Raw genomic sequence first — 21,041 nt, forward strand, 5'->3', positions numbered from 1 at the left:
CGGGCTGATATCAATCACGGCTGACTCACGGCTCACGATCCGGCGTTGACGTTGGCGAGGACGGCGGTGGCGATCGCCAGGACCACGGCGCCGGCGAGCAGGGCGCTCAGGTAGCTCTGCACGTTGCCGGTCTGGGCACGGCGGACGAGGCTGCCGAGCAGCCGGGGGCCGGTGCCCGCGCCGCGGACGTACGTGTCCACGACCTCGCGGTCGAGGAAGCGGACCAGGCCCGCGGCCGCGCGGACGGGTCGGACGAAGAGCCGGTCGTAGACGGCGTCGAGGTGGAAGCCGTTGGCCGCGTGGCGGTGCAGCGGACCGAGGAGAGCCTTGCCGGGGTCGGCCGCGGGGGCGGTCGAGACGGCCGGGTGGTCGTGGGTCACCTCGGAGACCTCGGGGGTTTCCGAGGCGGATTCGGCGGCGGCGACGGAGGCGGGTACTCCGGCTCCGGTACCGGCGGCGGCCTTGACCGTGGCGCGCTGCCACAGGGCGTAGGTGAGCATCCCGCCGAGGGCGGCGGCGCCCGTGCCGAGGACCGAGGTGGTCAGGGTCGGGGTGAGCTCCTTGCCGTCGAACCAGTCGGCGAGGGGGCCCGCCGCGAGGCCGAAGCCGATCGAGGGGATGGCCAGCAGCCACAGCACGCCGGTCATGGCGACGGGTTCCTTGCCGTGGTCCGGGGCGGCGGCGCCCCGGCCGCGGAAGGCCATCAGCCACAGCCGGGTGGCGTAGGCGGCGGTGAGCAGGGCGGTCAGCACGCCGGCGACCAGCACCACCCAGCCGGCGGCGCCGGGGGCGAGGTCCGAGTGGCCGGTCGCGGTGTGCTCGGCGGCGACGAGGACGGCTTCCTTGGAGAAGAAGCCGGCGAAGGGCGGAATCGCGGCGAGCGCGAGCAGGGCGATCGACATCGTCCAGAACGCGTCGGGGATGCGCTTGGCCAGGCCGTCCATACGGGACATGGCGGCCAGGGAGTTCGTACCGGCGGCGTGGATGATCACGCCCGCGCCGAGGAACAGGAGCGCCTTGAAGGCGCCGTGGGACAGGAGGTGGAAGACGGCGGCGCCGCGATCGCCGACGGCCAGGGCGCCGGTCATGTAGCCGAGCTGGCCGACCGTGGAGTAGGCGAGGACCCGCTTGATGTCGTCCTGGGCGAGGGCGGCGAGGGCGGAGCCGACCATCGTGACGGCCGCCATGACGGCCATGACCACCAGCGCGGCGCGGGAGGCCGCGAAGACGGGGAGGAGACGGGCGATGAAGTAGACACCGGCGGCGACCATCGTCGCGGCGTGGATCAGCGCGGAGACCGGGGTGGGGCCCGCCATGGCGTCCGGGAGCCAGGTGTGCAGCGGGAACTGCGCGGACTTGCCCGCGACTCCGGCGAGCAGGAGCAGTGCGATCAGCGTGGGGTGGTCGAGTCCGCCCGCGGCGACGGTCCCGAGGATCTTGGTGATCCGGAAGGAGCCGGCGTCGGCGGCGAGCGCGAACAGGCCGATCAGGAAGGGGACGTCACCGAGCTTGGTGACGAGGAAGGCCTTCAGGGAGGCGGAGCGGGCGGCTTCGGTCTCCCAGTAGTGGCCGACCAGGAAGTACGAGCAGATGCCCATGATCTCCCAGCCGACCAACAGCACCATCAGGTCGCCGGAGTAGACGACGAGCAGCATGGCGGAGGTGAACAGTGAGACGAGAGCGGCATACGACGGGTAGCGCGGGTCCTCACGGAGGTACGCCGTCGAGTACAGCTGTACGCAGGTGGCGACGACCCCGACCAGGACGGCGACCAGGACGGCGAAGCCGTCCAGGTGGAGCGAGAGCTCGATCGGCACCGAGCCGGTCGGGGTCAGCTCGGTCGCGGTGTCGATCGCCTTGCCGCCGCCGTGGCGGACGGCGACGAGCACCGCCAGTACGGCGGCAGCGAGCGACGGCAGGATCGCGAGCGGCCGGACGAATCCGGGGGCGGTGCGGCCGAACAGCAGACCCGCCACCGCGCCCAGGAAGGGGAGCAGCGGGACGAGGACGGCGAGGGTCGTGGTGCTCACGCGGTGACCTCGCTCTGGTGGTTCGGGGCGGGCTCGGGGCCCTCGGCGGTGTCGCGCAGCCGGTCGACGTCGGAGGTGCCGCGGTTGCGGTACACCATCAGCACGATCGCGAGGCCGATGCCGATCTCGGCCGCGGCGATGGCGATGGTGAAGAGGGTCAGGGCCTGGCCGGCGTGCAGGGTGTCGCGCAGCCAGACGTCGAAGGCCACCAGGTTGAGGTTGACGGCGTTGAGCATCAGCTCGACTGACATCAAGACCAGGATGGCGTTGCGGCGGGCCAGTACTCCGTACAGGCCCGTGCAGAAGAGGAGCGCCGCGAGGACGGCGGGGTAGGCGAGGTGCATCAGCGCTGCCCCTTGTCACTGGCGTCGGTGTCTTCGGCGGGGCTGTTCCTGCGCGACAGCACGATGGCGCCGATCAGGGCCGCGAGCAGGAGGACGGAGAGCGCCTCGAAGGGCAGCACCCAGTGCTGGAAGAGGATCTCGCCGGAGACCTTCGTGGAGCCCTGGACGGGGCCGTCGAGGTCGATCCAGGTCGTACGGAAGGCGTCGACCACGACCCAGACCAGGGCCACGGCGGCGACGGCGGCGACGCCGAGCGCGATCCAGCGGTTGCCGGAGTCGGCGTCGGGGGAGCGGCCGATGGGCGCCTTGGTGAGCATCAGCCCGAAGAGGAGGAGGACGACCACGGAACCGAGGTAGATGAGGACCTGGACCCAGGCGATGAACTCGGCGGTCAGCAGCAGGTACTCGACGGCGATGCCGCCGAGGGCGACGACCAGCCACAGGGCGGCGTGCACGAGCTGCCTGGTGGTGACCGTGACGAGGGCCGCGCCGAGGGTGGCGAGGCCGACGAGGACGAAGGCGATCTCGACGCCGCCCGGGGAGAGGAATCCGGGCCCGGTGGCGGCGGCGTCGGCTGCGGCGAGGGTGGCGGCGGTGCTCACGCGTCTCCCTCCGGGGTCGCGGTGGTCGGCGGATCGGTCTCGGCGGCGGCCTCGGCTGCTGCCGCCGCGGCGGCGGCAGCCGCAGCGGCTTCGGCCTTCTCCACCGCCTTGCGGGCGGCGGCGATCTCCTTGGGCTCCTCGGCGGCCGGGTCCAGGGCGGGCGGGGCCGGGACGGTCCACATCCACTCGCGGAGCTTGTCGCGCTCGTGGGTGAGCTCGTGGATGTCGGTCTCCGCGTACTCGAACTCCGGCGACCAGAACAGGGCGTCGAAGGGGCACACCTCGATGCAGATACCGCAGTACATGCAGAGGGAGAAGTCGATGGCGAAGCGGTCGAGGACGTTGCGGCTGCGCTCGCGGCCACCGGGGGTGGAGGCGGGCACCGTCTCCTTGTGGGAGTCGATGTAGATGCACCAGTCGGGGCACTCACGGGCGCAGAGCATGCAGACCGTGCAGTTCTCCTCGAACAGGCCGATGACCCCGCGGGAGCGGGGCGGGAGTGCGGGCTGGACCTCGGGGTACTGGGCCGTGTACGAGCGCTTCGTCATCGTGCGCAGCGTGACGGCCAGGCCCTTGGCGAGGCCGGATCCGGGGATGGGCATCAGTTGATCGCCACCTTCACGATGCCGGTGAGCGCGATCTGGGCGAGCGCGAGCGGGATGAGTGTGGTCCAGGCGAGCTTCTGGAGCTGGTCCTCGCGCAGGCGCGGGTAGCTCACGCGGAGCCAGATCACGACGAAGGCGAGGATCGCGGTCTTGAGCAGGGTCCAGACCCAGCCGAGGCCGTCGCCCCCGAAGGGGCCCTGCCAGCCGCCGAGGAAGAGGACGGTGGTGAGGGCGCAGAGGACGACGATGCCGGCGTACTCGGCGAGCAGGAACAGCGCGAAGCGCAGGCCCGTGTACTCGGTGTACGCGCCGAAGATGATCTCGGAGTCGGCGACGGGCATGTCGAAGGGGGGCCGCTGGAGTTCGGCGAGGCCGGCGGTGAAGAAGACGAGCGCGCCGACGATCTGCCAGGGCAGCCACCACCACTGGAAGCTCTCGACGATGCCGGGGAGGGAGACCGTCCCCGCCGCCATGGCCACCGAGGCGGCGGCGAGCAGCATGGGGAGCTCGTAGGCGAGCAGCTGGGCGGCGGTGCGCAGGCCGCCGAGCAGGGAGAACTTGTTCGCGGAGGCCCAGCCGGCCATGAGGGCGCCGAGGACTCCGACGCCCATGACGGCGAGCACGAAGAAGAGGCCCGCGTCGATGACCTGGCCGACGGCGCCCTCGCCGGGGCCGATCGGGATGGCGAGGAGGACGAGGAGGTACGGGAGCAGGGCGACGGCGGGGGCCAGTTGGAAGATCCGGCGGTCGGCGTTGGCCGGGACGATGTCTTCCTTCTGCGCGAACTTCACGCCGTCGGCGACGAGCTGGGCCCAGCCGTGGAACCCGCCGGCGTACATGGGGCCGAGGCGGCCCTGCATGTGGGCCATCACCTTGTGCTCGGTCTGCCCGACGACGAGCGGGAGCACGAGGAAGACGGCGAAGACGACGATCAGCCGCAGGGCGACGTCGAGGACGTCGTTCACGCGTCGCCTCCGTTGTCGGGGTTCGGGTCGGTGGGGGTGGAGTCGGTGGCAGTGCCGGGCGCCTCCGGCGCGGTCGACGGGGGCTCTCCCTCCGCAAAAGCGGGCTTCGGGTTGTGCCAGGGGGCGTCGGCGCTGCGGGGGGCCGGGCGGCGCGTTGCCGGCGGTGGGGTGGCCTGGCTCGCCGAGCCTTCGCTCGCGGAGCGGGTCCGGCGGGGCGGGCGCGTGGCGTCGGCCTCGGGGCCAGGGGAGTCCGGGCCGGGGGTCGCCGGGGCGGCGGGGGCCTCGGGCTCGGGAGCCTGGCTCGCCGAGCCTTCGCTCGCGGAGCGGGTCCGGCGGGGCGGGCGCGTGGCGGCGTCGGCCTCCGGGCCCGGGGTCGCCGGGCCGGAGGTCGCCGGGGCGGAGGTCGCCGGGCCGGGGGCCGCCGGGCCGGACGGGGTCGGGCCGGAGGTCGTCGGGCCGGACGGGGGCGGGGCCGGGGTGGCCTCCGGGCTCGGGGCGGCCGGGCCGGAGGTTGCCGCGGCCGCGGCGGTCTGGCTTGCCGAGCCTTCGCTCACCGAGCGGGTGCGGCGGGGTGGGCGGGCCGGGGCTTCGGTGTCCGGCGCGGCACCGGCCTCCGTCGCGGCCGGGCGGGGGCGGCGGGCCGGGGCGCCCTCGCGAGCAGCACCGGCAGCGCCGGCGGCGCCGGCGCGCGGGGTGCGGGCCGGGCGGGCGGGGGCCGGCGGGAGCTGGCCCTTCATCGGGCCCCAGTCGTTCGGGTCCGGGACGCCCGGCGGGAGCATCTGACGGCGCTTGGGCGCATCCGGGTCGTGGGCCTCGCCCGGCTCCTTGGCACCGGGCCAGGCCTTGGCGACGCGCGCCGCCAGCACGAAGTCCTTGCGCAGCGGGTGGCCCTCGAAGTTCTCCGGGAGCAGGAGGTGGACCAGGTTCGGGTGGTCCGTGAAGGTCACCCCGAACATCTCGAAGGTCTCGCGCTCGTGCCATTGCGCACCCGCGTAGACGGCGACCGCCGAGGGGAGGGACGGAGCGGAGTGCGGGACCGTCGTACGCAGCAGGAGGCGGCGTACGCGGTGGTTCTCCAGGGAGACGACGTGCGCGCAGATCCGCAGGCCGGTGCCCGGCTCGTCGACCGCGCTCAGCCAGTCGAAGTACGTGCAGCCCAGCTTGTCGCGGGCGATCTCCAGCGCCGCGATCCAGGAGCCGACCGGGACGTCGACCGTCAGGACCTCGTACGCGTACGAGCCGACGGCCTCCTCGCCGAAGATGGTCGGCGCCGCGTCGGGAAGGGAGTCGTAGAGGTTCATGCCCCGGCTCCCGGCGTCGGCGGGGGCGTGACGAGCCCGCTCGTGAGCTGCGAGACGGACGGGCCCTGCGCGTACCGCTCGGCCAGCGACTCGCGGGCGATCTTCTCCTGGAGCTTGAGGATGCCCTGGAGGAGCGCTTCCGGGCGCGGCGGGCAGCCGGGCACGTAGACGTCGACGGGGATGATCTGGTCGACGCCCTTGGTCACCGAGTACGAGTCCCAGTAGGGGCCGCCGCAGTTGGAGCAGGCGCCGAAGGAGATGACGTACTTCGGCTCCGGCATCTGCTCGTAGAGGCGCTTCACGGCCGGTGCCATCTTGTCCGTGACGGTGCCCGAGACGATCATCAGGTCGGCCTGGCGGGGCCCGGGCGCGAACGGGATCACGCCGAGGCGGATGAAGTCGTGGCGGGCCATGGACGCCGCGATGAACTCGATCGCGCAGCAGGCCAGTCCGAAGTTGAAGACCCACAGGCTGTACCGGCGGCCCCAGTTCAGGACCACCTTCATCGGTTCCGGGGCCAGGCGGGAGAGGACCCCGAGGCGCTTGGGCTCGGGGAGCAGTACGCCCTCGGTCGGCGTCACAGCCGGTGTCACGTCCATTCGAGGACGCCCTTCTTGTACGCATAGAGCAGGCCGACGGCCAGGAAGCCCAGGAAGACGAACATCTCCACGAGCGTCGTGGCGCCGTAACCGGCGGCGGCGAACACCGTCGCCCACGGGAACAGGAAGATCGAGTCGACGGCGAAGATGACGTAGAGGAACGCGTAGACGTAGTAGCGGACCTGGGTGTGCGCCCAGCCCTCGCCGACCGGGTCCACGCCGCATTCGTACGTCAGCAGCTTCTCGCGGGTCGGGACATCGGGGCGCAGCAGGCGGCCGGCGCCGAAGGCCACGGCCACGAAGAGCACGCCCAGGGCGGCCAGCAGACCGACGACCGAATAGCTCCGGAAGTAGTCCGCAGCGAGCACGGTTACGGTCGATACCGTTGGTTCGGGCACGTCCGTTCCTCGCTCCTCGGTCACTGTCGACGATCTCGTACGGACGGGAGTCTAGGGCCTGCCTCACACGGGGTGGGGTTATCCCCCGTTCACAGCACCCCGGCCACCCCATGGCATCAGCCGTGCGTGCTTGACAGGCTGTGCCGCATGACGACGAGCCATGCCCTTCCCGACAACGACCGGCCTCCTCCCGTACGCGCCGTGTTCAGCGCCGTGACGTGGAAGGAGATCGCCCATCTGGTCACCAACCTGCCGGTGGCGATCGTCGGTTTTGTTTACGCGGTTGTCATGGTTTCGACCACGGGCGGTCTGTCCGTGACCGCGATCGGACTTCCACTGCTCGCTTGTGGTCTGTTTCTGTCTCGGCAAGGGGGGCGGCTGGACCGGGCGCGCGCCCGCCTGCTGCTGGGCGTACGGGTGGACGAGCCGACCCCGATCCCCGGTCCGAAGCGGGCCGGGGGGTTCTTCCCCTGGTTGTGGACGAGCATCAAGGACCCGGTCGGCTGGCGGACCGTGCTGTACCAGCTGATCCGGCTGCCGTGGGGGGTGCTCACCTTCACGGTAGCGCTGACCGGGCTGTTCGTGCTGTGGCCGGTACTGCCGTACGTGGTGCGCCTGCTGGCGAACGCGGACCGGGCGATGGTACGGGGCCTGCTGTCGCCCTCCGACGACCTGGAGCGGCGGATCGCGGAGCTGGAATCCGACCGGGGCGTGGTGGTCGACACCGCGGCGGCGGACCTGCGGCGCATCGAGCGGGACCTGCACGACGGGGCGCAGGCGCGGCTGGTGGCGCTGGCGATGGGGCTGGGCCTGGCGAAGGAGAAGCTGCTGGAGGACCCGGAGGGTGCGGCGGCGATGGTCGACGAGGCCCACGGGGAGGTGAAGCTGGCGCTCCAGGAGCTACGGGACCTCGCGCGCGGGATCCATCCGGCGGTCCTGACGGACCGGGGGCTGGACGCGGCGCTGTCGTCGGTGGCGGCGCGGTGTGTGGTGCCGGTGAAGGTGTCGGTGGATCTGGTGGATCCGGGTGCGGGTGCGGGTGCGGGTGCGGCGGGTGTGGGGGTGGCGGCCGGGCGGCCGGCGGAGGCGATCGAGGGGATCGCGTACTTCGTCGTGTCCGAGCTGCTGCAGAACGTCAGCAAGCACGCCGGGCCGGGGACGCGGGGCGCGAGCGTGGAGGTGTGGCGGGCGGGGGCACGGCTGATGATCCGGGTGTCGGACGACGGGCGGGGCGGAGCCAGGGCTTCCGGGGGGAGCGGGTTGGCGGGGCTCGCGGAGCGGCTGGACGCGGTGGACGGGCTGCTGGTGGTCCACTCCCCCGAGGGGGAGGGGACGGTGGTCACGGCGGAGCTGCCGTGGCGGGACCGGGGGTAGTCCCCCGAGCCCCTGTTCTTGCGGGACTCCCGTCCGGGTGGGCGGGGGTCCCGCTGGCATGTCCGGGCGGGACTCCCGTCCGGGTGGGCGGGGGTCCCGCTGGCATGTCCGGGCGCGGCCCGGTTCCCGGGTCCCCGGGCCCAGAAGCCCGGCCGGCGCGGCCGAAACAGCGGGGCTCCGCCCCGCACCCCGCTCCTCAAACGCCGGAGGGGCTGGATACAGCGCGGGCCGGCCCAGGCGAACGGGGCTGGGCGGGCGGGAAACGGGCGGGCGGACCGACAGGGCCGGCCCGCGGAGCGGCGGGCCAGGGGCCGGGACCCCGGGCTCGGGCCAGGACCAGGGCCAGGGCCCGGGGAAAGGGAAGGGGAAGGGGGGCTGGGGCCGGGGAAGGGGGCTGGCCCGAGGAACAGGGCTGGGCCCGAGGAAAGGGGGCCGGGACCGGGGAAAGGGGGCCGGGCCCGGGGAAAGGGGGCCGGGCCCGAGGAAAAAGGCTGGGCCCGGGGAAGAGGGGCCGGGCCCGAGGAAAAAGGCCGGGCCCGGGGAAGAGGGGCTGGGCCCGAGGAAGAGGGCCGGGACCGGGGAAGAGGGCCGGGCCCGGGGAAGAGGGCCGGGGTCGAGGAAGGGGGCTGGGCCCGAGGAAGGGGGGGCTGGGTGGGGTTAACCCCCCTTTCGGGAGGCCTACCCGCCGGATGGTTCGGCGGGGTGGGTGGGCCGCAGGGTGGGGGCGTGGAGAGACGACGGGAAGGGCGGGGCGGGAACATGGGCAACGGCGAGGGCACGAGCACGGGCGGGGGGCTGCGCGCGGTGCTGCGGGCGCCGGTCGCAGGGCGGACCTGGCGGGAGTTCGCGCACCTGCTGGTCGGGATGCCGCTGAGCACGCTGTACTTCTCGCTCACCGTCACCGGCGTGAGCCTCGGCGCCGGGCTGCTCGTGACCTTCCTCGGGATTCCGGTCCTCGCCGGCGTGCTCGCCATGTGCCGCGGGTTCGGGCACCTGGAGCGGGCCCGGGTGCGCGCGCTGCTCGGGGCGGACGTCGCCGACCCCGCGCCGATCCGGGCCGCGAAGACCGGCGGGCTCGCCGCCATGGGGGCGCTGCTCAAGAGCGGGAGCGCCTGGCGGCACGTGCTGTACTCCCTGATCCACTTCCCGTGGGCGGTGTTCAGCTTCTGTCTGGCGCTGACGTTCTGGGCGGCGGGGTGGTCCTACCTCCTGTACCCGCTCTGGTACTGGGTCTTCCCTGCCTACACCGACGAGCCCGGCTTGCAGCTCTTCCAGAACGACGACTACTCCTTCTTCCTCAACTCGCCCGCCGAGATCGCCCTGACCTCCCTCGTCGGGCTGGCCTTCACCCTCACCACCCCGTGGGTGATCCGGGCCCTGGCCACGGTCGACCGGGTCATGGTCGGCGGACTGCTCGGGCCGTCCCGGCTGGCCAGCCGCGTGAGCGAGCTGGAGTCCGACCGCGGGGTGGTCGTGGACACCGCGGCGGCGGACCTGCGGCGCATCGAGCGGGACCTGCACGACGGGGCCCAGGCCCGGCTGGTGGCGCTCGCCATGGACCTGGGCCTGGCCAGGGAGAAGGCGACGCAGGACCCTCAGGCCGCGGCCCGGATGGTGGACGAGGCGCACGGCGAGGTGAAGATCGCCCTTCAGGAGCTGCGCGACCTGGCCCGCGGCATCCATCCGGCCGTACTGACCGACCGCGGGCTGGACGCGGCGCTGTCCTCGGTGGCCTCGCGGTGCGCGGTGCCGGTGCGGGTGACGGTGGATCTTCCGGCCCGGCCGGCGCAGGCGATCGAGGGGATCGCGTACTTCACGGTCTCGGAGCTGCTGCAGAACGTCAGCAAGCACGCCGGGGCCCGGCTGGCCTCGGTGGACGTGTGGAAGTCCGGCGACCGGCTGCTGATCCAGGTCGCCGACGACGGCCGGGGCGGGGCGACGACCGGGGCCGGCGCCGGCGCCGGCGCGGTTCCGGGCAGAGGCACCGCGGTCCGCCGTGCCTGCTCAACGGCCTCCAACTGCCGCTCCAGGAGCTCACACCGCTCCTCCGCCTCGCTGCGCTGCTTCTGCGCAGCCAGCAACTCCGTGCACAACCGGGCCACTTCGCCCTGGAGGATGTCGCGCTCCCGCAGGAGTTCCGACACATCGGGATGGGCCGCCGCCAGCCGGTCGGCCCGCTCCCTCTCGCTGCTCCATTCGGCTTCCAGGTGGTTCAGGCGCACCTCCAGGTCGGCGATCCGGTGCTGGCGGTCCAGCAGGGCGTCACCCAGTACGTCTCCCCGGACCGTGGAGCGGCGCGAGACCCTGTCCGCGTCCGCGAGCTGCTGCTCCAGCACCTCCATGGCGTGCTTGGGCGAGGCGCTCGTCGCGACCGCGGCCCGGTGCAGGCCGCGTACGAGCTCGATGGCCTCGGGGGTCGCGGTGAGACCACGATGTTCGGCGAGGTCGGTGAACAGGTCCATCACCACCTCCCAGGGAGGTACGCGGGTGCCGCTCAGGTAACGCGAGAAGGTGCCCGGATCACGGGTCCGGCGGGCCGCGTACCGCCGCACCGAGACGTCCAGTCCGTCGAACAGCTCGCGTAACGCCTGTGCCAGCGCCCGCGCTTCCTGCGGCAGAGCGTCCCCGAGCGGGCGCAGTTCACCCATTGCGGGTCTCCGTCCCCGACTGCCGCTGAGCGGGCTGTCCTTCGGGATCGACTGCGACCAGCCGGTTGAAGAAGGGCACTGCGAGGCCGGTTGCCGCCAGAGCGCAGAGCATGCTGCGGGCGATTCCCTCGCCGGCGAACGCGGTCAGCACACCGGATACGACCCCTGCCAGAGAAGCCAGCAGGAGCACCAGGGTCGCCCGCAGCGACAGCAGTGAACGGTCCATCACGTTCCTTTTCAACGCTCCGCGCCGGGCCGAAGGCCGGACGCTCCACGGCTCTTCCGGCAGAGTCCGGAGGAGAGACCCGCAGCATGGATCGCGAAGGAACCGTTGCGCCGCGCAACAGGGATATCGGCAACGTTGGCAGCCATCTGGCACCACCGAGGGTGCCCTTGCAACGCCCGTGCGTTCGCGCCCTTCCTCACGCGGGGGATTCAGCCAGCACGAGGCATTCCCTCTCGATTCGCCGCAGCCCGCCTGATCGGCCCCCTACGGTAGGACCCACGGCGCGCTGCACGCTGCAGTCGCCAAGGGAGGGATCCAGTGTCTTCGTCCTACGACCCCCAGTACGCTCCCGCCGGCGATGTGGGCGCGGCGCTCATGGCGATCGATTCCCGGCTCAAAGCCATCTATGACGGCACGACCGGGGCCGACCCCCAACAACGTCTGCTCACCGACCAGTTCCTCGCCTCCCTGGGACCCAGGGGAGCGCATGACCTGCTCGACGGAGCGTGCACGCTCATCTACATGTTCATGACGTGGCTGCGGCAGGCGTACGAGGCCCACGACAAGGACGTCTTCGAGTACGTCGTGCCGGACCTCGTGGGCACGCTGCGCACGATGCCCCGCAGCATCCGCCCCGAAGCCATCCCCACCATGGCCGGGATGGTCATCGCGGCAGGCACCGGTCTGAGCCCCAACCTGTGGCGCCAGCAGTACGGGGACTGGAACCAGAACGAGATGAACGCCCTGGAAGCCACCGCCTTCCTGCTCGCGGAACACATCAACCGGCTCACGGACGACCGCGAGTTCGCCACACGCCTGATTACCAACGCCCTGTCCAGGGTGGACCAGGGCTGACGCCCGGCAACCCCGGCGGCCCGGCAGCCCCGACCCGCCCGGCATCCGCACATCCCCAACGAAGGAGCATCTTGAAGATCCTCATCGCAGGCGGCGCAGGCTTCATCGGCAGCACGATCGCCTCGGCCTGTCTCGACAGTGGAATCCAGCCGGTGATCCTGGACAACCTCGTCACCGGACGGCGGGAGTTCACCGAAGGGCGGCCCTTCTACGAGGGCGACATCTGCGACGGCGATCTCATCGACCGCATCTTCGCCGAACACCCCGACATCCACGCGGCCGTCGACTGCGCAGCCCTCATCGTCGTCCCCGACTCCGTGGCCGACCCCCTCGGTTACTACCGCGAGAACGTCTCCAAGGGCATCCAATTCGTGGACCACCTCGTCCGCAACGACTGCCGCAACCTCCTGTTCAGCAGCTCGGCATCGATCTACCGCGCCGACCCCGGCGACTTCTCCGTCGACGAGAACTCCACCATCGAGCCGCTGAGCCCCTACGCCCGCACCAAGGCGCTCTTCGAGACGATCCTGCGCGACATCGCCGCCTCCGGAGTCCTCAACGTCATCTCCCTGCGCTACTTCAACCCGATCGGCGCCGACCCCCACCTGCGCAGCGGCCTCCAGATCCGCACGCCCACGCACGCCCTCGGCAAGCTGATCGACGTCCACCACGCCGGGGAGCCCTTCACCATCACCGGCACCGACTACGCCACCGGCGACGGCACCGGGATCCGCGACTACATCCACGTGTGGGACCTGGCCGCCGCCCACGTCAAGGCCATCACCACGTTCGACGAGGTCACCCGCACGGCGCCGTACCGGGTACTCAACCTCGGCACCGGCCGGGGCACCACCGTGCGCGAACTCGTCACGGCCTTCGAGTCCGTCACCGGCACCCCGCTGACCACCATCGAAACGGACCGCAGGCCCGGCGACTCCGCGGGAGCCTATGCACGCGTCGGCGTCGCCCAGGAGCTCCTCGGCTGGAAGGCCGAGCACTCCCTCGAGGACGGCATCCGCGACTCCCTCCGCTGGTACGCCCGGCGCGACACCGTGCTGGGCGCCTGACAGGCGTCCCCTCGTGTGCCGGCCCGGGCGGTGGGGCCGCCCGGGCCCTGCACGAAGCGGGCCGTACCGGACAGATAGCAGGCAGGTCCCCGCCATTCCGCCTTCCGCGACACCTCGTGCGGGCGGGCCGGACGGCACGCTGGACCCACGGGCTGGGCGGTGACCCGAGCGTGGGCGCACCGCCGACGGCTCCACATCTACCCGGGGGGATCGCATGACGGGACGGAAGCGGCTGCGCGGCGCGACGACGGTGGCCGTGGCCGCCACACTGATGGTGGTGGCCTCAGGGGCGGAGGCGGCCGCCGTTGACTGGCGGCCCCGGCCCGGCATGGTCTACCTCTCCGACATGCCGAAGGACGGAACGACCTGGTACGGCTCGCCGGCCGCGCGAGGCTGGCGCACTCCCACATGCGGCCGCTCGTGGACGGTGCCCGAGGTCAACGTCTGGAGCCGCGAGGTCTACACGTCCGAAACCGCCGCAGGCCTCCAGAACACCATCGTCTTCGAGACGGAGGCGGAAGCGATCGCGTTCGCCGCACTGGCGCGGCAGACCTACGCTCAATGCCCCTCCACGTACGACGAGAGCCCCCTCAGCATCGAGACGGGGTTCGACTACGGGACGGTGGACGTGGAAGAAGGAGCCACCGTCCAGGGCCTGCGCATCACCTACACCTTCGGCGACATGTACCACAACCACCTCTTCGGCGTGGGCAGGGACGGCGACACGGTCACTCTCATCGAGTGGGAGAGCAACTGGAGCGCCCCTCCCGTCGACTACTTCAAGAACACCACCGTCAAGAACGTCGTCAACCGCCTGTACTGAACCGGCTTCATTTCGGCTCTGCGGCGGCGAGGCTCGGGTGGTGGATCACCGGCCGTAGGTCTGGTGACACAGGGCGGCGACGGCGGGGCTGGTGACGCCGTGCGCCGCGCGGCACAGCTGCGCCATGTCCCGGGCCCCGCCGCCGGTCCCGGGAGCCGGGCGGGCCGGGCGGCGCGGGGCGGGGGTGCGGGCCTGCGGCCTCGCCTTCTGCTGGGGCTTCGCTGCCCGGCGCGGCGGCGCCTTCCGCGCGGTGGCCCGGCGTGGCGATACCCGCCCGGGACCGTCCTCGCGCCGGGGAGCCGGGCCGGCCTTCCGGCCCTCGCCGGACGCATCGCGGCCCGCGGCCGTACCGCGACCAGGACCAGGTGTGGGTGTGGGCTCCGGCTCCGATGCCCCGCCGGCGGGGGTCGGCGGGGCATCGGGCAAGCGCGAAAGCGGCAGAGCCGCCCCGGGGCCGAGCCGCGCGGGCCGGGGTACGGCCGGATGCTCATGGTCCGCCGGCACCGGGGCCGAAGGGGCCCCGGCGGGGCGAGGGGGCAAGGGGTCGACGGTGACGCATCCGGAGGCCGCGAGAAGGGCGGCAAGGAGCAGGGGAAGTGACCAGCGGCGCATGAAGATCACTGTGCCGCACGCACCCCCGAGCGCGCCCCGGACGCCCCCGCCGCACCCCTCGGACGGGTGACGGCGCCGCAAGCGGGCACCAGCCCCGGGCCCCGCCCGTGGAGAGGCCCGTCAGCCCTGGTCCGGGGACAGGAACTCCCGGAACACCTGCGAGGAGCGCGGGTTCTTGCCGCACTGCCACACACCGTGCGGGCAGTAGTCGGTGATGCTGTGGTAGAGCGGCTCGTGCTCGGCGATCCATGCCAGCATGTCCCGTACGTACTCGGGGTTGTCGCCGTTACGGAACAGCCCCCATTCGGGGTACGAGATCCGCTTGCCGTGCGCCCTCGCGAAGTCGACCTGCTGCTGGAGTCCGTAGGGCTGGGTGACCTGCTCGTCGAAGGTATGGCCGGGCGGCTGGTCGTAGCTGTCCATCCCGATGATGTCGACCACGTCGTCGCCGGGGTAACACCGGGTCCAGGCGATCGCGTCACCGCCGCGGTTGGGGGCGAAGTCGAAACGGAAGTCCTGCCCCTCCACGGAACGCATGGCGGCCACGATGCGCCGCCAGTACCTCTTCCAGTTCTCCGGGTCGGGCCGGCACCGGTGGGTGTAGTCGAAGCCGTTCATCTCCCAGCCGAGCACGATCACCGTGTCCGGTATCCCGAGGCCGACCAGACGCCTGGCCAGCCGTTGGAAGTGGTGGTCGTACGTGCCCTGTGCGCCCGAGCGGATCAGCTCGGCGACCCGGCGGTCGGGGACACCGGCCTCGTTGCCCTCGAACATGGGCACGTTCAGGACGAACAGCCGATCGGCTTCGGCCCGCCGCCACCGGGCCCAGCTGTCCAGGGAATTGGGCTCCCCCTCGATGTTCCTCCAGGTGTCGCCCGGCAGGTAGGTGTGCCCGGCCCGCAGCTCGGTACCCCCGAGCCAGTGCGAGAACCCCTGCATCCTTTCGACGCCGGGTGAGCCGTAGTGGAGATAGGCACCCACTGCGACGTCGGTCCCGTCGTCACGATCGGAAGGCTCTTGCGGGGGTGTGGCCAGGGCGCCCCCGGTGGCGAGCAGGCCCGCAAGGACCGTGGTTATGCAGGCGCCGGCCAGCCAGCGGCCTCGATGGGACATGCCGTCTCCACACGTTCGCGAATCGATGTCTCTCGGTGTGCGACGGTAGGCATTTCATCGGACGTATGGCCTGTCCGAGGTCCCGATGTTGAGCCGTTCGAGGACGCCGAACGCCGCCGCGTGGCCCGATCGGGTGAACATCACCACCCGTATCCGCGTGTCGCCCCCCCCGGTGGGCCACCAACCGCCCCACGCACGGCGCCGCAGGTGTCAGGCCATCAGCAAGAGTCGTGTGTTCGGTACGAGCTTCCGGTTCACGCTGGTGCTCTGCACGAAGATGGTGAAGTCGTCATTGTGGTCCGGCTTGACGCGCACTTCCACACTCGGCAGTCCGAGCAGGGCACGGGCCTCGGGCCCCGTGTACACCCGGTCCGTCTTCTTCTCCAGCACGGCGATCTGCTTCCGCGCCTGGATCTTCTCCGACTTGCTCAGTTGGTAGAACGCACCACCGGTGCGGTAGGTGTGCCCGGATTCGATGACCCATTCCCGGATCGCCGCGTCACGAGCCACCGGAATCAGCTGGTACGCCGTCGGATCCACCGGAGTGAGACCAGCCGCCGCGACGGTGTCCTTGTTGATGGCGTCCGCCCCCGTGGAGAACACCGCGCGCGATCCCCGGATGCCCTTCGAGCGGCCCACCATGAACTTCTCGGTGGCCTGCTGGATGACCTGCCCGGCCTCCTCCAGGCCCTGAGTGCTGGTGGCGTCCCAGATGGCGACGTTCTCCTTGGGGAAACCGCACTGCATGGCCTCGCGCTTGCCCATCTGGTCCGGCACAAGGACGGCCAGCGTCCAGTTGTCCTGCTGCTTCTCGATCATCTCGGCCACGGCCTTCACCAGTTCACGCTGGCCCCTGGCCGGGGCGTCCGGGCAACGATGGCTCGCGTTCTCCTGCCCGTCGGTCAGCACGAACGTCAGGAAGCTGTGGTCGCCGTACAGTTGCGCCGTCTGTGCCAGCTCACGCTGTGACTTCAGGGCCGCCGCCAGCAGAGCCGTCATTCCGCCGACCCGGTACAGCTGCTTCAGCGACGGCATGCGCAGCACGTCCTTGTCGTAGATGACGCACTCCACCTTGTCGGCGAAGACGTACACCGTGACACGGGTTTCCTGGTCCAGTTCCCTCGATCGGCGGGCGAGATAGGCAATCTGCTGATCGGCGACGTCGACGACCTTGCGGCTCAGGTGTGACATGGACGAACTGGCGTCCAGCACAAGAGCAACGTGATTGATGTAGTTCTGAGTACCGGACATGGCAGCTCCCCCTCGTTCCGAATTGGATGCTCCTACCGTCTCACCCGCCACTGACAATCGATCTCGGCTCCCGGCTGTACGAGGAGCGCCGGGACGGGGGCCATCGCGGCGGCTGCCGCCACCGCTGCCGCCGCCGTCGGCTGATCGGCTCGGACGGCGGCGTCTCGGTGCCCGGCTACAGGACGCAGTCCGGTCCCGTGAGTGTGTGCGGTGGGGCTGGGGCTGGGGCTGGGGCTGCCGGGGTAGGGGTTACGGCTGGGGCTGGGGCTTGGGCTGGGGCTGGTCGGTGCCCGCGTCCGCCGGAGTGGAGCCGGAGGGGGTGTAGTAGACGGACCGACCTTGCTTGGAGCGCTCGAGGCGGCCGCGGGCGACACCCTGCTCAAGGGTGTTGCGGATGACCGCTGCCTGGACCTTGCGCTCGGGGTGTGCGGCGCTGAGGGTCTCGGTCACCTCGGCGGCGGACCGGGGTTCCGTCTGGCCGGCGAGCGTGGCCATGACCAGCTCCAGCCACGAGGGGCCGCCGCTCGTCTCCTTCTTCACTTCGGTCTCACCGGCCGCCTTGCGCTTGCGCGGCGCCGCGGTGGCTGCGGCCTTGGGCTCCGGAGCCTTCTTCGCAGTGCGTGCACTGGCACTGCGCGCGGCAGGCACCGCGGCACGCTTCACGTTGCGCTTGGCGGCCGGCGTGGATGCGGGCTTCGCCGAAATACCCAAGGCGTCCTGCATCTTCAGAAGAACCTTCTCGCCTTCCTGAAGTTCCTCCAGTTCCCGCTGCAGCCGCTCCAGTTCTTTTCGCGTCTGCTCCTGTGTCGACTGGTTCGTCGAGAGGTCGCTGGCGATCTGCTGGGCGTAGTCGTCTTGCACACGAGTGACGTTGGTGGTTGTCGTCATGGGTTCCTCGATTTCTGCGGGGAGAGCATGTGTGAGGCGATGGTACGCACTCACGTGTACCCGTGACGCCGAATCACGTACCCGGCCCACTGCGACAAACGTTTATGACTGCCCGCGTGCTTCTACGAACTCGCGCCGGCAAAAGGGGCCGGCAGGCACCGGCTAGGCAATCGGCGGCAGGGACGGGCGGCTGCCGGTGAGTAGTTCAGTCACCGGGTTGGGGCGTGTGGTGGTCGTTGGGTTCGGCGGCTCGCCGCGTTGCGGACACGGCGGGTGTGTCCGTGCTCAGCGAGCAAGCGGAGGGCGTCGGGTGAGGAATGCACGGTCGCCAATGACCGTGCCCTGGGCCCAGGCAGGGAACTGGGAGCTGGTCAGCTGCTCTGCCGCCCGGCGTTCAAGGTGATGGTTCACGGCGCTCTCGGCCATGGATGTGTCGTCGTCGCGAAGGACGGCAGCCAGCAGGTTTGCCTCGTCCGCCTCGGTGACGCTGTCCGAGGCCTGCAGGTATTGGGCATAGCGCCGGTGCTCGGGGGGTTCGTCGTCGTAACCGATCCGCAGGAATGCAGCGGTGGTGTTCGCCGCCGGCCGGAGACCGAGGGGGCCCGATCGGTAGTCGCATGCTGTCGACTACGCGCTCAATGAGGCCGCGGGAGCGAGCAACCCACGCCGAATCACTGCTCCGCGCCGTCGCTATCCGGTCAGCCTGGATGGATGTTCGGTGAACCGCGCGCGGCCGACAGCAGGTCAACGCGTCACGAACGGCTTCCGCATCCGCCGTCACCCCCCGTTGTTGCGTGATCACGAAGAGGCGCATCCCCGGTCCGAGCTGCCCGAACGACCATTCGTTCGCCGATAATCGAACGAGATGTCTGATAATCGGCGTTCGATGTGCATGCATCCCTCGCGGCCGACAGACTCGGTGACGTCCAGTCGGCATATCGCAGGCAACTCCTGCGAATACCCTTCGAATTGAAAGAGAGTTCCGTCGTGCGTCACCGCATCGCTGCTGTCTCCACCGCCGCCCTCCTCACCCTGGCCGGCGCCACCGGTATCGCCGAGGCACAGCCCGCCAGCCTGTACGCCCCCTCCGCCATGGTCCTGACCGTCGCTCAGGGCGAGGACGCGGCGACCGTCGTCCGGGCGTCGACTCTCAGCTGCGCGCCGACCGCCCAGGGAACGCACCCCGACCCCAAGGCCGCCTGCGCGGCGCTCGCCGCCACACACGGCACCTTCGACGCGCTCCTGGCCGCACCGGACACGAACCGAGCCTGCCCGATGCACTACGCCCCCGTCACCGTCACCGCGGACGGCGTCTGGCAGGGCAGCCGCATCTCCTGGAAGCACACCTTCTCCAACTCCTGTGTCATGTCCGCGACCTTCAACGAAAACGCCGTCTTCGCGTTCTGACCGCTCGCCCGGGTCGTCCGCTCCCTCGGTTCCGCCCCCGCCCCTCCCCGGGCGGGGGCGGACGCGTGTCCCTGACGGACACTCAGGCCTCCGCCGAGCGGCTGCGGGACATGAGGGGGCGCCGTGGGCCGGTCTCTTGAGCGTCACCGAACGCTCCAGCCCGCGGGCTCCACAAGGCATTCGGCGAGCGAGTGGATCTCCGTCCGGTCATCGGCAAATGCGCTTGTCGTCGCTGGACGGTCTGCATAAGGTCGGCGGCATGGCGACACGGCTTGTTCAGATTGCGATGAACGCTCGCGACGACTCCACCCTCGGCCGGTTCTGGGCTGAGGTGCTCGGCTGGGGCATGGACAGCGAAGCACCCGGCGTGACCAACCTCGAACCCGTGGGCCTCGTCTATCCCGACCCGGCCGCCATCTGCATCGACATCATTAGCGTCCCGGAACCCAAGACGGTGAAGAACCGGGTGCACATCGACCTCGCCACCACCTCCGCGGCCCATCAGGCCGAGCTGGTCGCGCGCCTCCAGCTCCTCGGCGCGACGCCCGCCGACGTGGGCCAGGGCGACGTCCCCTGGACGGTCCTGGCCGACCCCGAGGGCAACGAGTTCTGCGTGCTGGAGCCCCGCGCCGTCTACCGGGACACGGGGCCGATGGCCGCGGTGGTCGTCGACTGCGCGGACCCCCGGGCCATGGCCCGGTTCTGGGGCGAGGCGATGGACTGGACCGTGCACGAGGTGACCGACGAACAGGCGGTGCTGCGCTCCGCCAAGAGCGTCGGCCCGTATCTGGAGTTCATCCGCACACCCGACGTGAAGACCGTGAAGAACCGCATCCATCTCGACCTCCGCCCGTACCCCGGAGACGATCACGCGGCAGAGGTGGCCCGGCTGCGGGCCCTCGGCGCCACCGACGTCGACCTCGGCCAGGGCGACGTGCCGTGGACGGTCCTGGCCGACCCGGAGGGCAACGAGTTCTGCGTCCTCACCCCGCGCTGAGGCGGAACCCACGGCCCGCCCAGGACGTCGAGGTGACGGCCCGGTCCGTGCCGCGGTGGCCTGGTCTGTCGGAGCGTCGCCGCGCCGGGAACATTCCCGCAGGCCGTTTCGTTGGCCCCAGGTCTACTGCTCACACCGCGAACCGAGGAGTACCTTGCCCGACACCTCGTCCCCGGCCACCCTGCTCCCTCTCCCGCCGCTGGTCGCCCAGGCCGATCATCTGATCCGGCTGGGGGTGCACGAGCTCGCGGGGATACCCGAAGACGAGCTGCGCACCTTCGCCGCCGAAGCCGCCGACGGCTCCGACGGCGACGCCCTGCTCGCCGTCCACCCGGACCGCGCCCCCGCGTCCGTCCTCGCACCGCTGCTCCACCGCGACGGCAAGTCCGGCTTCGTCGTCACCGACATGGCCGACGTCGATCAGTTCACCCCCTCCACCGTAGAGCTGCCCGACGGCCCCCTCTACCTCGTCACCGGCCTTGACCGCGGCGACCACATGGCCAACTGGAGCCCGGAGGAGGCACTGCCCGCCCTCACCGAACAGGACCGGACCCCGCTGCTGCTCACCGAAGGCATCCACTGGGTGCTCCAGCAGCCGGCGGTCCTTGAGCGCAACCACTGCTTCATGACCATCGGTTCCCGGCTGCGCAAGGCGAACGGCACGCTGGACGCCCGCACCCCGGCGATCTGGATCAGCAACGGCTCGGGCCGGGACGGCCGCGAGCACCGCAACGCCCCGAAGGTCGGCTGGTGCTGGTGGGGCAACCGCCACACCTGGCTGGGCTTCGCCTCCGCCACCGGCCGAGGGCACTAAAGGTCATTTCACCAGGCCGGCCGGGTCTGGGCCACGCCGTGAACTGCGCCACGAGCCGGACGCGGGCGGTCCCCGCTACGTGCGGCGGCGCACGGCGGCCGGGGGATCAGGGCCGGACGTCC

General features: G+C 71.3%; 19 protein-coding genes and 2 pseudogenes. 8 read left to right on the forward strand and 13 right to left on the reverse strand.

Translation table 11 applies throughout. The features are described from left to right. Nucleotides 1–32: 32 nt before the first annotated feature. The 8 genes from AC07DU_RS05705 to AC07DU_RS05740 are packed head-to-tail and all read right to left on the reverse strand — an operon-like array spanning nt 33 to nt 6,844. Nucleotides 33–2,030, reverse strand: coding sequence for an NADH-quinone oxidoreductase subunit 5 family protein (locus AC07DU_RS05705; RefSeq protein ID WP_479109732.1), 1,998 nt, complete (start codon nt 2,028–2,030; stop codon nt 33–35). Next, nucleotides 2,027–2,374 (reverse strand): NADH-quinone oxidoreductase subunit NuoK, encoded by a 348-nt coding sequence (gene nuoK / locus AC07DU_RS05710; protein ID WP_360890858.1) that lies wholly within the window; start codon nt 2,372–2,374, stop codon nt 2,027–2,029. The genes AC07DU_RS05705 and nuoK overlap by 4 nt, the downstream gene beginning before the upstream one ends. Next, the gene (locus AC07DU_RS05715) at nt 2,374–2,976 is read right to left on the reverse strand and encodes an NADH-quinone oxidoreductase subunit J family protein (protein WP_479026241.1); all 603 of its coding nucleotides are present in this window, start codon (nt 2,974–2,976) and stop codon (nt 2,374–2,376) included. Before AC07DU_RS05715 ends, nuoK begins: the two co-directional genes overlap by 1 nt. Continuing rightward, nucleotides 2,973–3,581: a NuoI/complex I 23 kDa subunit family protein gene (locus tag AC07DU_RS05720; protein WP_479109910.1), complete on the reverse strand. Its 609-nt coding sequence runs from the start codon at nt 3,579–3,581 to the stop codon at nt 2,973–2,975. Before AC07DU_RS05720 ends, AC07DU_RS05715 begins: the two co-directional genes overlap by 4 nt. Continuing rightward, entirely contained in the window at nt 3,578–4,546 is a 969-nt protein-coding gene (locus tag AC07DU_RS05725) for a complex I subunit 1/NuoH family protein (RefSeq protein ID WP_360890853.1), read from the reverse strand. The genes AC07DU_RS05720 and AC07DU_RS05725 overlap by 4 nt, the downstream gene beginning before the upstream one ends. Beyond that, complete coding sequence (locus tag AC07DU_RS05730) at nt 4,543–5,847, reverse strand: NADH-quinone oxidoreductase subunit C (RefSeq protein WP_479109734.1); 1,305 nt, start codon at nt 5,845–5,847, stop codon at nt 4,543–4,545. The genes AC07DU_RS05725 and AC07DU_RS05730 overlap by 4 nt, the downstream gene beginning before the upstream one ends. Further along, nucleotides 5,844–6,446, reverse strand: coding sequence for an NADH-quinone oxidoreductase subunit B (locus tag AC07DU_RS05735; RefSeq protein WP_479109736.1), 603 nt, complete (start codon nt 6,444–6,446; stop codon nt 5,844–5,846). The genes AC07DU_RS05730 and AC07DU_RS05735 overlap by 4 nt, the downstream gene beginning before the upstream one ends. Beyond that, entirely contained in the window at nt 6,437–6,844 is a 408-nt protein-coding gene (locus tag AC07DU_RS05740; RefSeq protein ID WP_479109738.1) for an NADH-quinone oxidoreductase subunit A, read from the reverse strand. Before AC07DU_RS05740 ends, AC07DU_RS05735 begins: the two co-directional genes overlap by 10 nt. Nucleotides 6,845–6,991: 147 nt before the next feature. On the opposite strand from AC07DU_RS05740, the gene AC07DU_RS05745 reads away from it, so the two are divergent. Both AC07DU_RS05745 and AC07DU_RS05750 read left to right on the forward strand, forming a co-directional pair. Beyond that, nucleotides 6,992–8,218 (forward strand): sensor histidine kinase, encoded by a 1,227-nt coding sequence (locus AC07DU_RS05745; protein ID WP_479109740.1) that lies wholly within the window; start codon nt 6,992–6,994, stop codon nt 8,216–8,218. A gap of 759 nt (nt 8,219–8,977) precedes the next feature. Beyond that, nucleotides 8,978–10,210: pseudogene (locus tag AC07DU_RS05750) on the forward strand (sensor histidine kinase); the annotation flags it as partial. Here AC07DU_RS05750 and AC07DU_RS05755 read toward each other — a convergent pair. Beyond that, nucleotides 10,135–10,866, reverse strand: a pseudogene (locus AC07DU_RS05755) (HAD family hydrolase); the annotation flags it as partial. The pseudogenes AC07DU_RS05750 and AC07DU_RS05755 sit on opposite strands and share 76 nt — an antisense overlap. Then, nucleotides 10,859–11,092 (reverse strand): hypothetical protein, encoded by a 234-nt coding sequence (locus AC07DU_RS05760; protein ID WP_479109742.1) that lies wholly within the window; start codon nt 11,090–11,092, stop codon nt 10,859–10,861. The pseudogene AC07DU_RS05755 and the gene AC07DU_RS05760, both read right to left, overlap by 8 nt. A 318-nt stretch (nt 11,093–11,410) precedes the next feature. On the opposite strand from AC07DU_RS05760, the gene AC07DU_RS05765 reads away from it, so the two are divergent. The 3 genes from AC07DU_RS05765 to AC07DU_RS05775 all read left to right on the forward strand — a co-directional run bounded on the left by AC07DU_RS05765 (nt 11,411) and on the right by AC07DU_RS05775 (nt 13,837). After that, nucleotides 11,411–11,947, forward strand: coding sequence for a hypothetical protein (locus AC07DU_RS05765; RefSeq protein WP_479109744.1), 537 nt, complete (start codon nt 11,411–11,413; stop codon nt 11,945–11,947). 71 nt (nt 11,948–12,018) lie between these two features. Beyond that, the gene (gene galE / locus AC07DU_RS05770) at nt 12,019–13,014 is read left to right on the forward strand and encodes a UDP-glucose 4-epimerase GalE (protein WP_479109746.1); all 996 of its coding nucleotides are present in this window, start codon (nt 12,019–12,021) and stop codon (nt 13,012–13,014) included. Nucleotides 13,015–13,228: 214 nt separating this feature from the next. Further along, nucleotides 13,229–13,837 (forward strand): hypothetical protein, encoded by a 609-nt coding sequence (locus AC07DU_RS05775; protein WP_479109748.1) that lies wholly within the window; start codon nt 13,229–13,231, stop codon nt 13,835–13,837. 732 nt (nt 13,838–14,569) lie between these two features. Here AC07DU_RS05775 and AC07DU_RS05780 read toward each other — a convergent pair. The 3 genes from AC07DU_RS05780 to AC07DU_RS05790 form a co-directional block, all read right to left on the reverse strand. Next, complete coding sequence (locus tag AC07DU_RS05780; RefSeq protein WP_479036612.1) at nt 14,570–15,562, reverse strand: glycoside hydrolase family 26 protein; 993 nt, start codon at nt 15,560–15,562, stop codon at nt 14,570–14,572. Nucleotides 15,563–15,772: 210 nt separating this feature from the next. Beyond that, nucleotides 15,773–16,813 (reverse strand): vWA domain-containing protein, encoded by a 1,041-nt coding sequence (locus AC07DU_RS05785; protein ID WP_479109750.1) that lies wholly within the window; start codon nt 16,811–16,813, stop codon nt 15,773–15,775. Nucleotides 16,814–17,062: 249 nt separating this feature from the next. Then, nucleotides 17,063–17,701: a hypothetical protein gene (locus AC07DU_RS05790; RefSeq protein ID WP_479109752.1), complete on the reverse strand. Its 639-nt coding sequence runs from the start codon at nt 17,699–17,701 to the stop codon at nt 17,063–17,065. A 987-nt stretch (nt 17,702–18,688) separates the two neighbouring features. Between AC07DU_RS05790 and AC07DU_RS05795 the strand changes: the two genes are divergently transcribed. From AC07DU_RS05795 to AC07DU_RS05805, 3 genes are all read left to right on the forward strand, one after another. Beyond that, entirely contained in the window at nt 18,689–19,108 is a 420-nt protein-coding gene (locus AC07DU_RS05795) for a subtilase-type protease inhibitor (RefSeq protein WP_479109754.1), read from the forward strand. A gap of 259 nt (nt 19,109–19,367) precedes the next feature. Beyond that, nucleotides 19,368–20,105, forward strand: coding sequence for a VOC family protein (locus AC07DU_RS05800; protein WP_479109756.1), 738 nt, complete (start codon nt 19,368–19,370; stop codon nt 20,103–20,105). Between the two features lie 154 nt (nt 20,106–20,259). Continuing rightward, complete coding sequence (locus AC07DU_RS05805; RefSeq protein WP_479036603.1) at nt 20,260–20,919, forward strand: DUF5701 family protein; 660 nt, start codon at nt 20,260–20,262, stop codon at nt 20,917–20,919. The last annotated feature ends 122 nt before the right edge of the window (nt 20,920–21,041 follow it).

It is taken from the genome of Streptomyces sp. NPDC045695, assembly GCF_056432025.1.

Coding starts and splice junctions, on each gene's coding strand:
- nuoK (WP_360890858.1), bottom strand. CDS start 2,374: ATGCACCTCGCCTACCCCGCCGTCCTCGCGGCGCTCCTCTTCTGCACG.
- AC07DU_RS05730 (WP_479109734.1), bottom strand. CDS start 5,847: ATGAACCTCTACGACTCCCTTCCCGACGCGGCGCCGACCATCTTCGGC.
- AC07DU_RS05735 (WP_479109736.1), bottom strand. CDS start 6,446: ATGGACGTGACACCGGCTGTGACGCCGACCGAGGGCGTACTGCTCCCC.
- AC07DU_RS05745 (WP_479109740.1), top strand. CDS start 6,992: ATGACGACGAGCCATGCCCTTCCCGACAACGACCGGCCTCCTCCCGTA.
- AC07DU_RS05760 (WP_479109742.1), bottom strand. CDS start 11,092: ATGGACCGTTCACTGCTGTCGCTGCGGGCGACCCTGGTGCTCCTGCTG.
- AC07DU_RS05775 (WP_479109748.1), top strand. CDS start 13,229: ATGACGGGACGGAAGCGGCTGCGCGGCGCGACGACGGTGGCCGTGGCC.
- AC07DU_RS05780 (WP_479036612.1), bottom strand. CDS start 15,562: ATGTCCCATCGAGGCCGCTGGCTGGCCGGCGCCTGCATAACCACGGTC.
- AC07DU_RS05785 (WP_479109750.1), bottom strand. CDS start 16,813: ATGTCCGGTACTCAGAACTACATCAATCACGTTGCTCTTGTGCTGGAC.
- AC07DU_RS05790 (WP_479109752.1), bottom strand. CDS start 17,701: ATGACGACAACCACCAACGTCACTCGTGTGCAAGACGACTACGCCCAG.
- AC07DU_RS05800 (WP_479109756.1), top strand. CDS start 19,368: ATGGCGACACGGCTTGTTCAGATTGCGATGAACGCTCGCGACGACTCC.